The organism is Micromonospora sp. NPDC049081, assembly GCF_040648835.1.
In the GTDB taxonomy this organism is placed as follows: domain Bacteria; phylum Actinomycetota; class Actinomycetes; order Mycobacteriales; family Micromonosporaceae; genus Micromonospora; species Micromonospora antibiotica.
Genome location: NZ_JBEZEK010000008.1, coordinates 57,311 through 71,907 on the forward strand (window position 1 = coordinate 57,311; position 14,597 = coordinate 71,907).

Sequence of the window (14,597 nt, forward strand, 5' to 3'; positions counted from 1 at the left end):
CAGCGCCGACCGGCCGGTTCCGTCACGGGACCGGCCGGTCGGCGTCGGCGCGTCGGGGCGTGTCCCCGGGTGCGACGCCGGGTCGGCGGGCTCAGCGGTGGTGCGCGGCGCGGTGGTTCAGCATGATGTCGGTCGCCGCGGCGACCAGCGCCAACGCGACGATGCCCATGGCCAGCAGCAGGGAATGCCGGAACGCGGCGGCCCACTGACCGTCGGTGCTGGCCAGCGACGAGAAGAACAACGCGCCGACGGCGGCGATGCCGGCGGCCGAACCGATCCGCTGACCGGTCTGCAGCATTCCGGCCGCGCTGCCCGCCTGCGGCACCGGCACCTCGGACAGGGTCAGCGTCTGGTTCGGGGTGATCACCAGGCCGCTGCCGAGCCCGGCGAGCAGCAGCGGCAGCGCGGTGAGCAGCGGGATCGAGCCGTGCGGGTCGCCGCGCAGCACGAACACCACCCCACCGAGCCCGACCAGCACCAGGACCAGCCCGAGCCCGACCAGCGGCCGGCCGAACCGGGTGACCAGCCGGCCACCGAGGGCGGCGGCGAGCGCCGAGCCGAGGGCGAACGGGGTGATCGCCAGGCCGGCGGTCAACGCCCGGTAGCCGAGACCGTTCTGCAGGTAGAGGGTGAAGATGAAGAAGATCGCGGTGAAGCCACCGAAGTAGATGAGCGCGATGACCGCGCCGATGGTGTACGACCGCAACCGGAACAGTCCCAGGTCGAACAGCGGTGTGCGGGTGCGGCCGAAGCGGCGCTCCCAGAGTCCGAAGGCGACCAGGACGACCAGCCCGGCGGGGATCAGCGCCCACTTCCACGGGCTGGGCCACTGTTCCCGCTGCACCAACGGCAGCAGCAGGAGTGTCACACCGGCCCCGAGCAGCAGCACCCCGACCGGGTCGAGCCGGTGCCGGTCGAGCTGGCCGGCGGCCCGGGTGGGCAGCAGCCGCCAGCCGAGCAGCACGGCGAGCACCCCCACCGGCACGTTCACGAAGAACACCCACCGCCAGCCGTGGTCCTCGCCGCCGAGTTCGATCAGCAGGCCGCCCAGCAGCGGACCGACGGCGGTGGAGATGCCGATGACGGCGCCGAGCAGGCCGAACGCGCGACCCCGCTCCGCGCCCCGGAACAGCTGCTGGATCAGGCCGGTCACCTGCGGGTTGACCACCCCGGCGGCGACGCCCTGCAGAAGTCGGGCGGCGACCAGCCAGGTCGGGGACTGGGCGAGCCCGGCCAGTGCGCTGGTGAGCGTGAACAGGGCGACCCCGACCACGAAGGCGTTACGTCGACCCCGGGCGTCGCCGAACCGGCCGGCCGGCACCAGGACCAGCCCGAAGGTCAGCGCGTAGCCGGACAGCACCCACTGCAGGTCGCTGGGGCTGGCCTGCAACGACCGGTCCATCGACGGGATGGCGACGTTGACGATGCTGACGTCCAGCAGCGTCATGAACGCCGCGACCAGGCCGACCCCGAGGGCCTGCCAACGGCGGCGGTCGTCCGCCGCTGTCACCGCGGACCGGTGATCTGGCGCGTGACGGCGATCGGGCACGCACCGATGATCCCGTACGGGCCGGTGATCGGGCATGCCGCAGCGCTACCCGGGGGACGGTGCGGCAAACCGGTGCCCGACCCGGCCGGCCGGCGGGGCGCGACTGCGCTCACGCCGGCTGGCGGGCGCACCAGCGGGGGCCGAAGTCCAGCCCGGCCAGCGGTGAGTCCTCCCGGTGCAGCAGACCCTTCTCGGTGAGCTGGCGCAGCGGCGCGTGGACGTCCTGCTCGGCCAGCCCCGCCTCCTCGGCGATCAGGTCGGGGTAGGGAACCTGGCTGCGGATCTCCAGCACGCTGACCGCCTCGTAGACGCGCACCTCGACCTCCGACAGACGTACCTGCTGCATGGTGCCCCTCCTTGCTGTGGGCCCGGCCGACCGGTCGGGCGGGCCGGGTGACGCGGTTTACCCACTGGTCACCCGACAATGCCTGCCGCACGGCCGGCCGTACCCCTCGGCGCGGGGCCGGGTGCCCTAGGCTGACCGGCATGATCATCTGGGATCTCGTCGTGGTCGGCGCCGGGCCGGCCGGGCTCAGCGCGGCCCGGGAGGCCGCGGCGGCCGGGGTGCGGACGTTGGTGCTGGACCGGGCCGTGCACCCCCGTTACAAGACCTGCGGGGGTGGCCTGATCGGCACCTCGCTGTCGATGGTGGCCGGCCGCATCGAGGTGCCGGCGCACGACCGGGTCGACCGGGTCACCTTCACCCGGGACGGCCGGTGGGGCTTCACCCGCCGGCACGGCACACCCCTGGTGACGATGGTGCGCCGCGACGAGTTCGACGACCGGTTGCGCGCGGCGGCGGTGTCCGCCGGGGCCGAGGTCCGCGAGGGCGTCGCCGTGCGCGCCCTCGACCAGGACCCCGACGGGGTACGCGTCCGACTGGCCGACGGCACCACCCTGACCGCCCGCACGGTGATCGGGGCGGACGGCTCCGCCGGGGTGACCGCCCGGCACGTGGGCGTCCGGTTCCGCCAGGTGGATCTGGGTCTGGAACGGGAGTTGCCGGTGTCACCCGCCGAGGCGGCCCGCTGGCGGGGGCGGCTGCTGCTGGACTGGGGCCCGTTCCCCGGCGCGTACGGCTGGGTGTTCCCTAAAGGCGACCTGTTGACCGTGGGGGTGATCGGTGCCCGTGGCGAGGGCGACCGGACCCGCGCCTACCTGCACAGCTTCCTCGACCGGTTGGGCCTGGGTCAGGTGGCCGCCGAGCACGACTCCGGGCACCTGACCCGCTGCCGGGCCGACGACGCGCCACTGCGTCACGGTCGGGTGCTGGTGGTCGGGGACGCGGCGGGCCTGCTGGAGCCGTGGACCCGGGAGGGAATCAGCTACGCACTGCGGTCCGGGACGCTGGCCGGTGCGGCGGTCGCCGCCGGTGACCTGGACCGCTACCCCCGGGACGTGCACGAGCGGCTGGTGCCGTCGATGCGCGCCGGGCACCGGTTGCTGCAGACCTTCGCCCGTCGCCCCGAGGTGTGCCACGCCTTCCTGGCGACCCCGGCCGGCTGGGCGATGTTCGTCCGGTTCTGCCAGGGCCGGTCCAGCTTCGACCGGACCCTGGACCGGAGGCCGGTGCGCGCGACCCTTGCCCTGCTGGACCGGCTGCCCGCCCGGGACGGGCAGCCGCCGGCCCCCGGCGTCGGCCGCTGACCGCACCCCCTACGCCGCCGCTCAGGGCACGATCACCGCGCGGCCGTGGATCTCACCCGCGCGCAGCAGGTCGTACGCCTCCGGGGCGCGTTCCAGCGGAAAGGTCTGCACGTCGGCGGTGAGCAGCCCGGCCCGGCCCAGGGCGATCACCTCCTGGAGTTCGGCCCGGGTGCCCCAGAACGGGACCTCGACGCTGGTCTCCAACGGCACGGTGGGCGGCTCGTCGGCGACCGGCCGCACCGGCATGGTGCCGCCGCCCAGACCCACCAGCAGCAGCCGGCCACCGGTGGCCACGACGTCACGGGCGGTGGTGAGGGTGGCGTCCACCCCGACACAGTCGATGACCACGTCCGCGCCGTCGGGTGCCGGGCCGACGAGTTCCCGGATCCGCTCGACGGTGTCCGGGCCGGCCGGCACCACGTGGTGCGCGCCGACCCGGGTGGCCAGGTCGAGGGCGGCGACGTTGCTGTCCACCGCGATGATCCGCACGGCGGTGGTGGCGGCGAGGATCTGCACCGCCATGTGCCCCAGTCCGCCGATGCCGATCACCACGACCGACGTCCCGGGCCGCAGCACCGGCCGAGCCAGCTCGATCGCGTGGTAGGGGGTCAGCCCGGCGTCGGTCAGCGGCGCGGCCTGGGTCAGCTCCAGGTCGCCGACGGGCAGCAGCCGGGAGGCGGGCACCACCACGTGCTCGGCCAGCCCACCGTCACGGCTGAGCCCGATCCCGCCCACCGGCACGGTGCGGCACTGGTTCTCCCGGCCCCGCAGGCAGCCCCGGCAGGTGCCGCAGCCGATGATCCCGTAGACGGCGACCCGCTCCCCGGCGGACCAGCCGGTGACGCCGTCGCCGAGGGCGTCCACGGTGCCGGCGATCTCGTGGCCGAGGGTGATCGGGGTGGGGAAGACGCCCGGCGGTGCGTCGAGGATGTGCAGGTCGGAGTGGCAGGCACCGACCGCGCCGACGCGTACCAGCACCTCGCCGGGGCCGGGCGTCGGCGTCGGCACCTGCACCTGTTCGAGCACCCCGGGGGCGGTCATCCGTACCGCGCGCATGGTTTCGTCCTCTCGTCGCCGACGGAACCGCCCGCTTACCCCTCCCGCCGGTCTTGATGCCGGGTGCACACTGAGCGTCATGAGCGAACCGTTCACCGACGAGCAGCACGCGTTGCTGCGGCACATGCGCTTCGGCGAGTTGCCGCCGCCGGTCCGACCCGAGGACCGGACGACGTCGACCGAGACCGAGCCGCCCCGCTACCAGCCCGACCCGACCCCCGGCCAGTACGAGCAGGACCTGCGTTCGGGCGGCTGAACGGCGCGACGGGCCCCGGGGTGGCACCCCGGGACCCGTCGGGTGTGGCAGCCGCCGGCCGGGATGGCTCAGAACACCGGCACGCCGGCCCGGACCAGCCGCCAGTTCGGCACGAAGAAGTCAGCCGGGTCGATGGTGCCCCGGGCCTGCGCCCAGTCGATGAGCAGCTGACGGATCTCCTGCTGCGCGTTGTAGACCTGGGTCTTCACGATGCCGGGGAAGTTCCCGCCGCCGCTGCGCCGGTAGTTGTTCACCGCGACGACGAACTGCGCGTCGGCGGCGACCGGGGTGTCGGTGCCGGGCAGCACCAGCCGGGTGATCCGCTGACCGACCGGCCGGGAGACGTCGACGTCGTAGTCCAGCCCGGAGATCACGTCGTAGTTGTAGTCCGGCACGGCCGGGTCGCTGATCGTCGCCGGGTCGACCGGTGCGCCGACCGGCAGCGTGGTGAAGTACTTCGCCGAGAACTCCAGGTACGCCTTCACCTCGGCACCGGTGAGCACCACCGCCTCCAGGGTGTTGTCGTAGACGTACAGCCCGGCGACGTCACGGATGCGCACGTCACCCTGCGGGAAGACGGCGGTGCGGCTGAACGGCGCGGCGATCGACAGCACCGGCAGCGCCGCGTACGGGCCACCGGTGAGCGCGGCGGTGACCACCTCGGTCTGGACGTGGTTGATGAAGTCCAGGATCGGGGTGTCCCGGTAGCGTGACTCGGCGGCGGACAGTTCCTGGGTGGACCGGGCGACCACCGTGTTGACGTAGCCGACCGTCTTGGCGTGCTGGCCCCGTACGGCGGCGAGCACCTTGGGGTCCTCGACCACGGTGTTGGTGTTGAGCATGGTGGCGCCCTTGCCGACGACCTTCCAGCGGCCCCGCTCCCGGGTCAGGGTGAAGTCCATCCGGGTCAGCCGCTGGCCCCATTTGGAGGGTTCGGCGGTGAGCACCTGCGCCCCGGTGGCGGTGTTCGTGACGAACTTCTCCACCACCTCGTTGTGGGCGTGGCCGAACAGGATCGCGTCGATGCCGGGGACCTGCTGGGCGATCAGCGCCACCGGGTTCTCGTTGGGCAGCTCCGGGCCGTAGCTGGAGGTGCCGCTGTCGCCACCGTGGGCGGAGACGATGACCAGGTCGGCACCCCGCTGCCGCATGACCGGCACCCACTTCGCGGCGGTCTCCACCATGCCCGGGAAGACCAGTTTGCCCTCCACGTTGCCCTTGTCCCAGATGGCCACGCCGGGGTTGGTCAGGCCGAGGATGCCCACGGTCAGCGTCGGCGTCCCGGGCCCACCGGGCCGGACCCGCTTGAGCACGAACGGCCGGAACGCCGGCTTGCCGGTGCGGGCGTTCACCGCGTTCGCGGCCAGCGCCGGGAAGCCCAGCTGGTCGATCCAGGTCGCCAGTAGCGGCAGCCCGTAGTTGAACTCGTGGTTGCCCAGCGTCACGGCGTCGTACCGCAGGATGTTCATCGCGCGGGCCATCGGGTGCGTCGCGCCGGTGACGGTGATCGGCTCCTGCTTGGCGTAGTACGTGGCCAGCGGGGTGCCCTGGATGGTGTCGCCGGCGTCGAGGACCAGGGTGGCCCGGCCCCGACGCTCGGCGCGGATCTGGTTGACCAGGGTGGCGAGCTTGGCGATGCCGACGTCGTTGTGCTTGCTGTCGTCGAACTCGGCGTCGCGGTAGTAGTCCCAGTTGTAGACGTTGCCGTGGGTGTCCGAGGTGCCCAGGACGGTCAGGTCCCAGGTCTTCGCACCCTGCGGGCCCTGCCGCTGGGCCGCCTGGGCGGGCCCGCCGGCGATCAGCGGGGCGGTCGCCGCGGCGGCGGCGACGGCCAGCACCTGGCGGCGCGACGCGCCGGAGGAGGAGGTCATGAAAAATGCCCTTCCATCGGGGGTGGACGCGCCTCGTGGGGCGCCGCTGCGCACCATAACGAGCAGCCGTCGCTCCCGCCACAGTGGTCGGGGGTGTTTCACCACACCGACCCCATCGGCCATCTCCCTGTCACATCCGGTTCCACCGTCGGGCCCGGCTGTTGTTTCCGGCGTACCCGTCGGGGTAGGTCAGCCAGGGACCCAGAACGGACCAAACCAGGCAGGGAGCGACACGGTGAGCCAGGACCAGTACACCCCGCAGGACCCCACCGAGCAGTACGGCCACCAGGACGGCCAGCCGGCCCAGCAGCAGTCGGCACCCGGCCGGACCGACCGGATGGGCCCGACGCCCGACCACGGGGAGACGTCGTACCGGGGCAGCGACCGGTTGACGGGCAAGCGGGCCCTGATCACCGGCGGCGACTCGGGTATCGGTCGGGCGGTGGCGATCGCCTTCGCCCGGGAGGGCGCCGACGTCGTCATCTCCTACCTCGACGAGGAGGAGGACGCCGATGCCCGGGAGACGGTGCGGCTGGTCGAGGAGGCCGGCCGGCGGGGCGTGGCGGTGCGCACCGACCTGACCGACGAGCAGCACTGCCGCGACCTGGTCGACCGGACCGTCACCGACCTCGGCGGGTTGGACATCCTGGTCAACAACGCGGCCTACCAGATGGCCCAGGACGACGGCATCACGTCGATCAGCACCGGGCAGTTCGACCGGGTGATGAAGACCAACCTGTACGCCATGTTCTGGCTCTGCCGCAGCGCCGTGCCGCACCTGAAGGAGGGCGCGACGATCATCAACACCACCTCGATCCAGGCGTTCGACCCGTCGCCGCCGTTGCTGGACTACGCCACCACCAAGGCGGGCATCGCGAACTTCACCAAGGGTCTCGCGGCGCAGCTCGCCGACCGGGGCATCCGGGTCAACGCGGTCGCCCCGGGCCCGATCTGGACGCCGCTGATCCCGGCGACCATGCCGCCTGCGAAGGTGGAGAAGTTCGGCACCGACACCCCGCTGGGCCGGGCCGGGCAACCCGCCGAGTTGGCCCCGGCGTACGTCTTCTTCGCCTCCCAGGAGTCCAGCTACGTCACCGGGGAGATCCTCGGCGTCACCGGCGGTCGTTTCACCAGGTGAGCGGCCCACCCGCGCGCACCCGGCCCGGCCTGCCGACGCCGGCCCGCGCCCCGTGGCACGGGCCGGCGGCGGACGCTCAGCGGGGCCAGCCGGCCATCCGGCGGCGGACCTGCGCGATCTGCGCCGGGTCCAGGCCGTAGCGGGCGAGCCGACGGTCCGGCAGCCGGTCCAGGTAGCGGCCGGCGGCCCGGACGTCCTCGTCGACCAGCGCCGGGTCCACCTGCCGGGCCAGCGCCAGCAGCTCGTCGACCGGGTACTGCGCCAGCGCGGCGGCGACGTCGATGTAGTCGCGGGCCTCCCGGCGGTTGACCAGGGCGGCGGTCTTGTTGGCGATCAGGTCGCGGAGGTCCATCACCGGGCCGAGGTCCATCACCACCGGTGAGCGGTACCGGTCGAGCCGGGCCAGGCTGAGCCGGATCCGCCGGTCGTCCCGGCCGACGACGAAGTCCCGGATGTCCCGGTCGAAGCCCTCGAACAGGTCACCGAGGTCGCTGTCCGGGTCGGCCGGCGCGACGGTGTACCCGGCCTGTTCCAGCGCGGCGCATACCTCCGCCGCCGCCGCGGCGGCCGCCCCCTCCACGTCGGCGAACAGGTCGACGTCCTCGGTGGGCCGGGTGACCAGACCGTGCGCCGCCCAGGCCACCCCGCCGCCGAGCACGAACCGGTGCGGCCCGGCCGCGGTGAGCGCGACCCGGGCGACCTCCCGGTAGAAGTCGTGCAGGTGGGTCACGCGGCCCGCAGGCCCCGGTGTCGGCTCTCCCAGGCCGCCCGTACCCCCCGGGGCAGGTTGAGCCGCCGCCACACCCGGCGCAGGGTGCGCCCGTCGATCAGTGCCCGCAGGTCGTCGGCGCGGGTGGTCTCCCGCAGCACGTTCTCGTACAACCAGAGCAGATCGTCCGGTTCGGCCAGGTCGAAGGTGCGTTCGCTGCTCCACATCAACCGGACCGGCAGCTCCACCACCCCGCCGGTGGGGCCGGTCAGCTCCGCCAGGGTGTGCGCCACCACCACCGGTCGGCCCGGCCGGGCCAGGTGGGGGGCGGTCGCCAGGGTGGCCTGCATGGTGTCAGGGTAACGCCGGTTCGACCAGCTCAGGTACGCGGCTTTCGACGAACCGCCGCTGCCGGTGCCCGCGCCGGCCCTCCCGGCCGGGCGCGACGGGCGCGCGGAAGGGCCCGGCGGGGTAAGCTGGCGGGCAGGAGCGTCGGTGTGTCCAGTGTCCCCGGGCCTCACCTGAATTGCCGTCGCGGAGTTCCGTTCGGCTGGAGCCGCGTTGCGCCACGCGCCGAGAGGCGACATGCACATCGGCGCTCCGCCATCGCGGTATGGCGCTGCCCCCGACCGGACCGGTCGGGGGCAGCGCCATACCGGTGCGTGGAGATCCCCGCACCGGGTCGCATCCTCCGCCGCGCTGGCCTATGTTCAGAGGGTCGGTTCATGCCGGGGAGGGAGGAGCGCAGTGGGTCTGCGTACCTTCATCGCGGGCTGGCCGGTCTACCGCCAGCTCACCGGCACCGACCCGCTCGGCCGGGGCGCGGCGGCGCAGTCGGACCGCTCCGCCGGGCTGACCGCCCGCACCGAGACCGCCGACCGGGTGGCCCGCTCGGTCTGCCCGTACTGCGCGGTCGGCTGCGGGCAGCGGGTGTACGTCTCCGACGACCGGGTCACCCAGATCGAGGGCGACCCGGACAGCCCGATCTCCCGGGGGCGGCTCTGCCCGAAGGGCTCGGCCAGCAAGAGCCTGGTCACCAGCCCGCTGCGGCAGACCACCGTCCGCTACCGGCGACCGTATTCCACCGAGTGGGAGGACCTCGACCTCGACACCGCGCTCGACATGATCACCGACCGGATCCTCGCCGCCCGCGAGCAGACCTGGGAGGACGTCGACAGCGACGGCCGGCCGTTGCACCGCACGCTGGGCATCTCCAGCCTGGGTGGGGCGACGCTGGACAACGAGGAGAACTACCTCATCAAGAAGCTGTTCACCGCGATGGGGGCGCTCCAGATCGAGAACCAGGCCCGCATTTGACACTCCGCCACCGTCCCCGGTCTGGGGGCCAGCTTCGGTCGCGGTGGCGCGACGGACTTCCAACAGGACCTCGCCAACGCTGACGTCATCGTCATCCAGGGCTCGAACATGGCCGAGGCCCATCCGGTGGGCTTCCAGTGGGTCATGGAGGCCAAACGGCGCGGCGCGAAGGTCTTCCACGTCGATCCCCGGTTCACCCGCACCAGCGCGGTCGCCGACACCTACCTGCCGATCCGGGCGGGCACCGACATCGCCCTGCTCGGTGGCGTGGTGCGCTACATCCTGGACAACGAGCTGGACTTCCGGGAGTACGTGCTGGCGTACACGAACGCGGCGACGATCGTCAGTGAGCAGTTCGCCGACACCGAGGACGGCGACGGCCTGTTCTCCGGCTACGACCCGAACACGGACAGCTACGTGGAGACCAGCTGGCAGTACGCCGGGCACGAGGGGGACTCCGGCAACGGGCACACCGCCAAGGAACGTGACAACGCGGCCGGCCTGCGGCACGAGTCGCACGGCGCGCAGGTGCACGGGCAGACCCAGCGGGACGAGACCCTGCAACATCCACGGTGCGTCTACCAGATCCTGCGCCGGCACTTCGCCCGCTACACCCCGGAGATGGTGGAGCGGGTCTGCGGCATCCCCCGGGACAAGTTCCTGGAGCTGGCGCGGGCCTGGGCGGAGAACTCGGGCCGGGACCGCACCGGCGCCCTGGTCTACTCGGTGGGCTGGACCCAGCACAGCGTCGGTGTGCAGTACATCCGCACCGGGGCGATCATCCAGTTGCTGCTGGGCAACATGGGCCGGCCGGGCGGCGGCATCCTGGCGTTGCGCGGGCACGCCAGCATCCAGGGCTCCACGGACATCCCGACGCTGTTCAACCTGCTGCCCGGTTACCTGCCGATGCCGCACCACGCCGACCACCCGACGTTCGACGACTGGGTGGACAGCATCCGCCACCCCGGGCAGAAGGGTTTCTGGGGCGACGCGCGGGCGTACGCGGCGAGCCTGTTGAAGGCGTACTGGGGGGACGCGGCGACCCCGGACAACGACTTCTGCTATGACCACCTGCCCCGGATGACCGGCGACCACGGCACCTACCAGCAGGTGCTCAACATGATCGACGGCAAGATCAAGGGGTACTTCCTGCTCGGCCAGAACCCGGCTGTCGGCTCGGCGCACGGGCGGGCGCAGCGGCTCGGCATGGCCAACCTGGACTGGCTGGTGGTCCGCGACCTGTTCATGATCGAGAGCGCCACGTTCTGGAAGAACGGCCCCGAGGTGGCCACCGGCGAGATCGTCCCGACCGAGTGCCGCACCGAGGTGTTCTTCCTGCCGGCCGCGTCGCACGTCGAGAAGGAGGGCACCTTCACCCAGACCCAGCGGCTGTTGCAGTGGCGGGAGAAGGCCGTCGAGCCACCGGGTGACGCCCGCTCCGAGCTGTGGTTCTTCTACCACCTGGGGCGGCGGCTGCGGGAGCGGCTGGCCGGTTCCCCCCACCGCCGCGACCGCGCCCTGCTCGACCTGGCCTGGGACTACCCCACGCACGGCCCACACGACGAGCCGAGCGCCGAGGCGGTGCTGCGCGAGATCAACGGCTACGACGTGTCCACCGGCCGTCCACTGTCCTCGTTCACCGAGGCGAAGGACGACGGCAGCACCGCCGTGGGCTGCTGGATCTACTCCGGTGTCTACGCCGACGGGGTCAACCAGGCCGCCCGCCGCCGGTCCCGGCACGAACAGGACTGGGTCGCCGCGCAGTGGGGCTGGGCGTGGCCGGCGAACCGGCGCATCCTCTACAACCGGGCGTCGGCCGACCCGCAGGGCCGCCCGTGGAGCGAGCGCAAGAAGTACGTCTGGTGGGACCCGCAGGCCGGCGAGTGGACCGGTCACGACGTGCCGGACTTCGAGCGGACGAAACCGCCGACGTACCGGCCGCCGCAGGGGGCGTCCGGCCCGGCGGCGCTGGCCGGCGACGATCCGTTCATCATGCAGGCCGACGGCAAGGGCTGGCTGTATGCGCCGAGCGGGGTGCTCGACGGTCCGCTGCCGACGCACTACGAGCCGGCGGAGTCGCCGATGCGCAACCCGCTCTACGGCCAGCAGGCCAACCCGACCCGCAAGGTGTACGCCCACCCGGTGAACTCGGTGAACCCGAGCCCACCGCAGGAACACAGCCAGGTCTTCCCGTACGTGTTCACGGTCAGCCGGCTCACCGAGCACCACACCGCCGGGGCGATGAGCCGTACGGTGCGTCCACTGGCGGAGCTGCAACCGGAGATGTTCGTGGAGGTGTCCCCGGAGTTGGCCGCCGAGACGGGGCTGACCCACCTCGGCTGGGCGCACCTGATCAGCGGCCGGGCGGTGATCGAGGCGAAGGTGCTGGTCACCGACCGGCTCACCCCGTTGCGGGTGGACGGTCGGATCATCCACCAGCTCTGGCTGCCGTACCACTTCGGCTACGAGGGGCTGGTCACCGGCGACTCGGCCAACGACCTGTTCGGCATCACCCTGGACCCGAACGTGCTCATCCAGGAGAGCAAGGTCGGCACCTGCGACGTCCGGCCGGGCCGGCGACCGACCGGCCCGGTGTTGCGGGACCTGGTCGAGGACTACCGTCGACGGGCCGGGATCGTGCCCGGGGAACGCCCGCCGACGGTGACGACCCCGGTGCTGCGGCCGGCGGGTCGCAGCGACGACGGGCCACGGGAGAAGGGCGCCGACCATGCCTGACGGCAACAGCCTCTACGGCCCACTCGATCCGGCCCCGGACGCGGGCTGGACGGCTGCCGGCCCTCGGATGGGGTTCTTCACCGACACCAGCGTCTGCATCGGCTGCAAGGCCTGCGAGGTGGCCTGCAAGGAGTGGAACGCCGTCCCCGAGTCCGGCTTCGACCTGCTCGGCATGTCGTACGACAACACCGGCGCGTTGACCGCGAACTCCTGGCGGCACGTGGCCTTCGTCGAGCAGCCGGTGCCGGCCGGGCACCGCACCGCCCCGTTCGCCGGGAACCCGACCGGTGCTTCGGCCGGCGCGACGTCGGCGGCGGTCGCCGCCGGCACGACCGGCACCACCGGCACCGACCCGGGCGTACCCCCGGGTGATGCCGACGCCGCCGCCCGGATGGCCACCGCGCCGGGCGGCACCGTCGGTGCGTCGGCGGGTGACGCCGCCGGTACGGGCATCCGGTTTCTCGGCATGCCCGGGGCCGCGCCACCCGGCCGGGACACCGGTGTGGAGACCCGCACCGACTTCCGCTGGCTGATGATGTCGGACGTCTGCAAGCACTGCACCCACGCCGCCTGCCTGGACGTCTGCCCAACCGGGTCGCTGTTCCGCACCGAGTTCGGCACGGTGGTGGTGCAGGAGGACATCTGCAACGGCTGCGGTTACTGCATCTCCGCCTGCCCCTACGGGGTGATCGACCAGCGTAGGGGCGACGGCCGGGCGTGGAAGTGCACGCTGTGCTACGACCGGCTCGGCGCGGGGATGACCCCGGCCTGTGCCCAGGCCTGCCCGACCGAGTCCATCCAGTACGGCCCCCTCGACGAGCTGCGGGAGCGGGCCGCGCAGCGGGTCGCCACCCTGCACGACCGGGGCGTGCCGGAAGCCCGGCTGTACGGTCACGACCCGACCGACGGCGTCGGCGGTGACGGCGCGTTCTTCCTGCTCCTCGACGAGCCCGAGGTGTACGGCCTGCCCCCGGACCCGGTGGTCACCACCCGGGACCTGCCCCGGATGTGGCGGCGGGCGGGGCTCGCCGCGTTGGCCATGACGGCGGCGGCCGTCGCCGCGTTCGTCGGAGGGTCGTCGTGACCGGGGGCCGGATTCCGGTGGGGGAGCGGTTCCGGGGCTTCCGCGCCCGGCTCGCCGCCGACGGTGTGTTCCGGCCGCAGCGCTCCTCGGTACGGCTCGGCCACGGCCCGAAGGTCGGTGCCGGACCGGCCGAGGGTGCGCACCCGGCCGGTGCCCCGGGTTCGGCCGACGCGCCGGTGCCGCCCCGGGACGTGCCGCCGGTGGCGCGGCGGCGTGGCCGGGGTGGCCGGGGTGGGCGCGGCGGCGAGGAGCTGCGCGTCCCGGAGGCGGAGTTCACCTCCTACTACGGCCGGCCGATCCTCAAGGCCCCGGTGTGGCGGTGGGACATCGCCGCATACCTGTTCACCGGTGGGCTGGCCGCCGGGTCGTCGCTGCTGGCCGCCGGGGGGCAGCTCACCGGCCGGCCGGCGTTGCGGCGGGCCGGCCGGGTCACCGCGTTGGGCGCGGTCACCGCCAGCGCGTACTTCCTGGTCAACGACCTGGGCCGGCCGGCCCGGTTCCACCACATGCTGCGGGTGGCGAAACCGACCTCGCCGATGTCGGTGGGCACCTGGATCCTCACCGCGTACGGCCCGGCCGCCGGATTGGCCGCCGTCGCCGAGGCCGCACCGCTGCTGCCGGGGCGTGGCGTGTTCTCCCCGGTCCGTCGGCTGCTGCCGCCGGCCGGGCAGGTCGCCGGGCTGGCCGCCGCCGCCGTCGCGCCCGCGCTGGCCACGTACACCGGGGTGCTGCTGGCCGGGACGGCGGTGCCGTCCTGGCACGAGGCGTACCCGGAGCTGCCGACCATCTTCGCGGGCAGCGCGCTGGCCAGCGGCGCCGGTGTGGGGTTGCTCGCCGCGCCCTGTGCCCAGGCCGGGCCGGCCCGCCGGATGGCGGTGGCCGGGGCCGCCCTGGAACTGTGGGGTGCGCACTCGGTGGAAACCCGGCTGGGCCTGCTCAGTGAGCCCTACCGGCTGGGTAGGGCGGGTCGGCTGCTGCGCGCGGGTCGCCTGCTCACCGCCGCCGGGGTGGTCGGGGCGCTGGCCGGCCGGCGCAGCCGGGTGGTGTCCGCGTTGTCCGGCACCGCGCTGCTGGCCGCTTCGGTGGCCACCCGGTTCGGCATCTTCCACGGCGGGGTGGCCTCGGCGCGGGACCCGAAGTACACGGTCCTGCCGCAGCGGGAACGGATCCGTCGCCGGTCGGAGCAGGTCTGACACCTCACCGCGCCGTCAGGGTGGCGCTGTGGTTGACTCGG

12 protein-coding genes are annotated in these 14,597 nt (G+C 73.3%); 6 read left to right on the forward strand and 6 right to left on the reverse strand.

What is annotated here, in order from left to right; genetic code table 11:
- Nucleotides 1-91: 91 nt before the first annotated feature.
- Both AB0B63_RS14355 and AB0B63_RS14360 read right to left on the reverse strand, forming a co-directional pair.
- Complete coding sequence (locus AB0B63_RS14355) at nt 92-1,510, reverse strand: MFS transporter (protein ID WP_357018344.1); 1,419 nt, start codon at nt 1,508-1,510, stop codon at nt 92-94.
- Between the two features lie 148 nt (nt 1,511-1,658).
- Nucleotides 1,659-1,895 (reverse strand): hypothetical protein, encoded by a 237-nt coding sequence (locus AB0B63_RS14360; RefSeq protein ID WP_208565883.1) that lies wholly within the window; start codon nt 1,893-1,895, stop codon nt 1,659-1,661.
- A gap of 140 nt (nt 1,896-2,035) precedes the next feature.
- On the opposite strand from AB0B63_RS14360, the gene AB0B63_RS14365 reads away from it, so the two are divergent.
- On the forward strand, nt 2,036-3,196 hold the full coding sequence (locus AB0B63_RS14365; RefSeq protein WP_357018347.1) for a geranylgeranyl reductase family protein: 1,161 nt from the start codon (nt 2,036-2,038) through the stop codon (nt 3,194-3,196).
- A 21-nt stretch (nt 3,197-3,217) separates the two neighbouring features.
- Here the strand turns inward: AB0B63_RS14365 and AB0B63_RS14370 are convergent, their stop codons facing one another.
- The gene (locus AB0B63_RS14370) at nt 3,218-4,252 is read right to left on the reverse strand and encodes an NAD(P)-dependent alcohol dehydrogenase (protein ID WP_357018350.1); all 1,035 of its coding nucleotides are present in this window, start codon (nt 4,250-4,252) and stop codon (nt 3,218-3,220) included.
- A 79-nt stretch (nt 4,253-4,331) separates the two neighbouring features.
- Between AB0B63_RS14370 and AB0B63_RS14375 the strand changes: the two genes are divergently transcribed.
- On the forward strand, nt 4,332-4,508 hold the full coding sequence (locus AB0B63_RS14375) for a hypothetical protein (protein WP_357018354.1): 177 nt from the start codon (nt 4,332-4,334) through the stop codon (nt 4,506-4,508).
- A 68-nt stretch (nt 4,509-4,576) separates the two neighbouring features.
- Here AB0B63_RS14375 and AB0B63_RS14380 read toward each other — a convergent pair whose 3' ends face one another.
- A complete protein-coding gene (locus AB0B63_RS14380) occupies nt 4,577-6,379 on the reverse strand; it encodes a 5'-nucleotidase C-terminal domain-containing protein (protein ID WP_357018357.1) in 1,803 nt (600 codons plus the stop codon).
- 235 nt (nt 6,380-6,614) lie between these two features.
- Between AB0B63_RS14380 and AB0B63_RS14385 the strand changes: the two genes are divergently transcribed.
- A complete protein-coding gene (locus tag AB0B63_RS14385) occupies nt 6,615-7,517 on the forward strand; it encodes an SDR family oxidoreductase (protein WP_357018360.1) in 903 nt (300 codons plus the stop codon).
- A 76-nt stretch (nt 7,518-7,593) separates the two neighbouring features.
- Here AB0B63_RS14385 and AB0B63_RS14390 read toward each other — a convergent pair whose 3' ends face one another.
- Together AB0B63_RS14390 and AB0B63_RS14395 are read right to left on the reverse strand one after the other, a co-directional pair.
- Nucleotides 7,594-8,247, reverse strand: a complete 654-nt coding sequence (locus tag AB0B63_RS14390) for a nucleotidyl transferase AbiEii/AbiGii toxin family protein (protein WP_208565889.1) — start codon at nt 8,245-8,247, stop codon at nt 7,594-7,596.
- Nucleotides 8,244-8,576 (reverse strand): hypothetical protein, encoded by a 333-nt coding sequence (locus tag AB0B63_RS14395; protein WP_357018364.1) that lies wholly within the window; start codon nt 8,574-8,576, stop codon nt 8,244-8,246. The genes AB0B63_RS14390 and AB0B63_RS14395 overlap by 4 nt, the downstream gene beginning before the upstream one ends.
- Before the next feature lie 397 nt (nt 8,577-8,973).
- Between AB0B63_RS14395 and fdh the strand changes: the two genes are divergently transcribed.
- From fdh to nrfD, 3 genes are read left to right on the forward strand one after another with little or no spacing between them, the layout of a single operon-like run.
- A complete protein-coding gene (gene fdh / locus AB0B63_RS14400) occupies nt 8,974-12,279 on the forward strand; it encodes a formate dehydrogenase (RefSeq protein WP_357018367.1) in 3,306 nt (1,101 codons plus the stop codon).
- On the forward strand, nt 12,272-13,363 hold the full coding sequence (locus AB0B63_RS14405; protein ID WP_357018370.1) for a 4Fe-4S dicluster domain-containing protein: 1,092 nt from the start codon (nt 12,272-12,274) through the stop codon (nt 13,361-13,363). Before fdh ends, AB0B63_RS14405 begins: the two co-directional genes overlap by 8 nt.
- A complete protein-coding gene (gene nrfD / locus AB0B63_RS14410) occupies nt 13,360-14,556 on the forward strand; it encodes an NrfD/PsrC family molybdoenzyme membrane anchor subunit (RefSeq protein ID WP_357018373.1) in 1,197 nt (398 codons plus the stop codon). The genes AB0B63_RS14405 and nrfD overlap by 4 nt, the downstream gene beginning before the upstream one ends.
- Nucleotides 14,557-14,597: the final 41 nt, after the last annotated feature.

Excerpts from the sequence above, each read along its gene's own strand:
- AB0B63_RS14360 (WP_208565883.1), bottom strand. The coding sequence starts at position 1,895 with ATGCAGCAGGTACGTCTGTCGGAGGTCGAGGTGCGCGTCTACGAGGCG.
- AB0B63_RS14365 (WP_357018347.1), top strand. The coding sequence starts at position 2,036 with ATGATCATCTGGGATCTCGTCGTGGTCGGCGCCGGGCCGGCCGGGCTC.
- AB0B63_RS14370 (WP_357018350.1), bottom strand. The coding sequence starts at position 4,252 with ATGCGCGCGGTACGGATGACCGCCCCCGGGGTGCTCGAACAGGTGCAG.
- AB0B63_RS14375 (WP_357018354.1), top strand. The coding sequence starts at position 4,332 with ATGAGCGAACCGTTCACCGACGAGCAGCACGCGTTGCTGCGGCACATG.
- AB0B63_RS14380 (WP_357018357.1), bottom strand. The coding sequence starts at position 6,379 with ATGACCTCCTCCTCCGGCGCGTCGCGCCGCCAGGTGCTGGCCGTCGCC.
- AB0B63_RS14395 (WP_357018364.1), bottom strand. The coding sequence starts at position 8,576 with ATGCAGGCCACCCTGGCGACCGCCCCCCACCTGGCCCGGCCGGGCCGA.
- AB0B63_RS14405 (WP_357018370.1), top strand. The coding sequence starts at position 12,272 with ATGCCTGACGGCAACAGCCTCTACGGCCCACTCGATCCGGCCCCGGAC.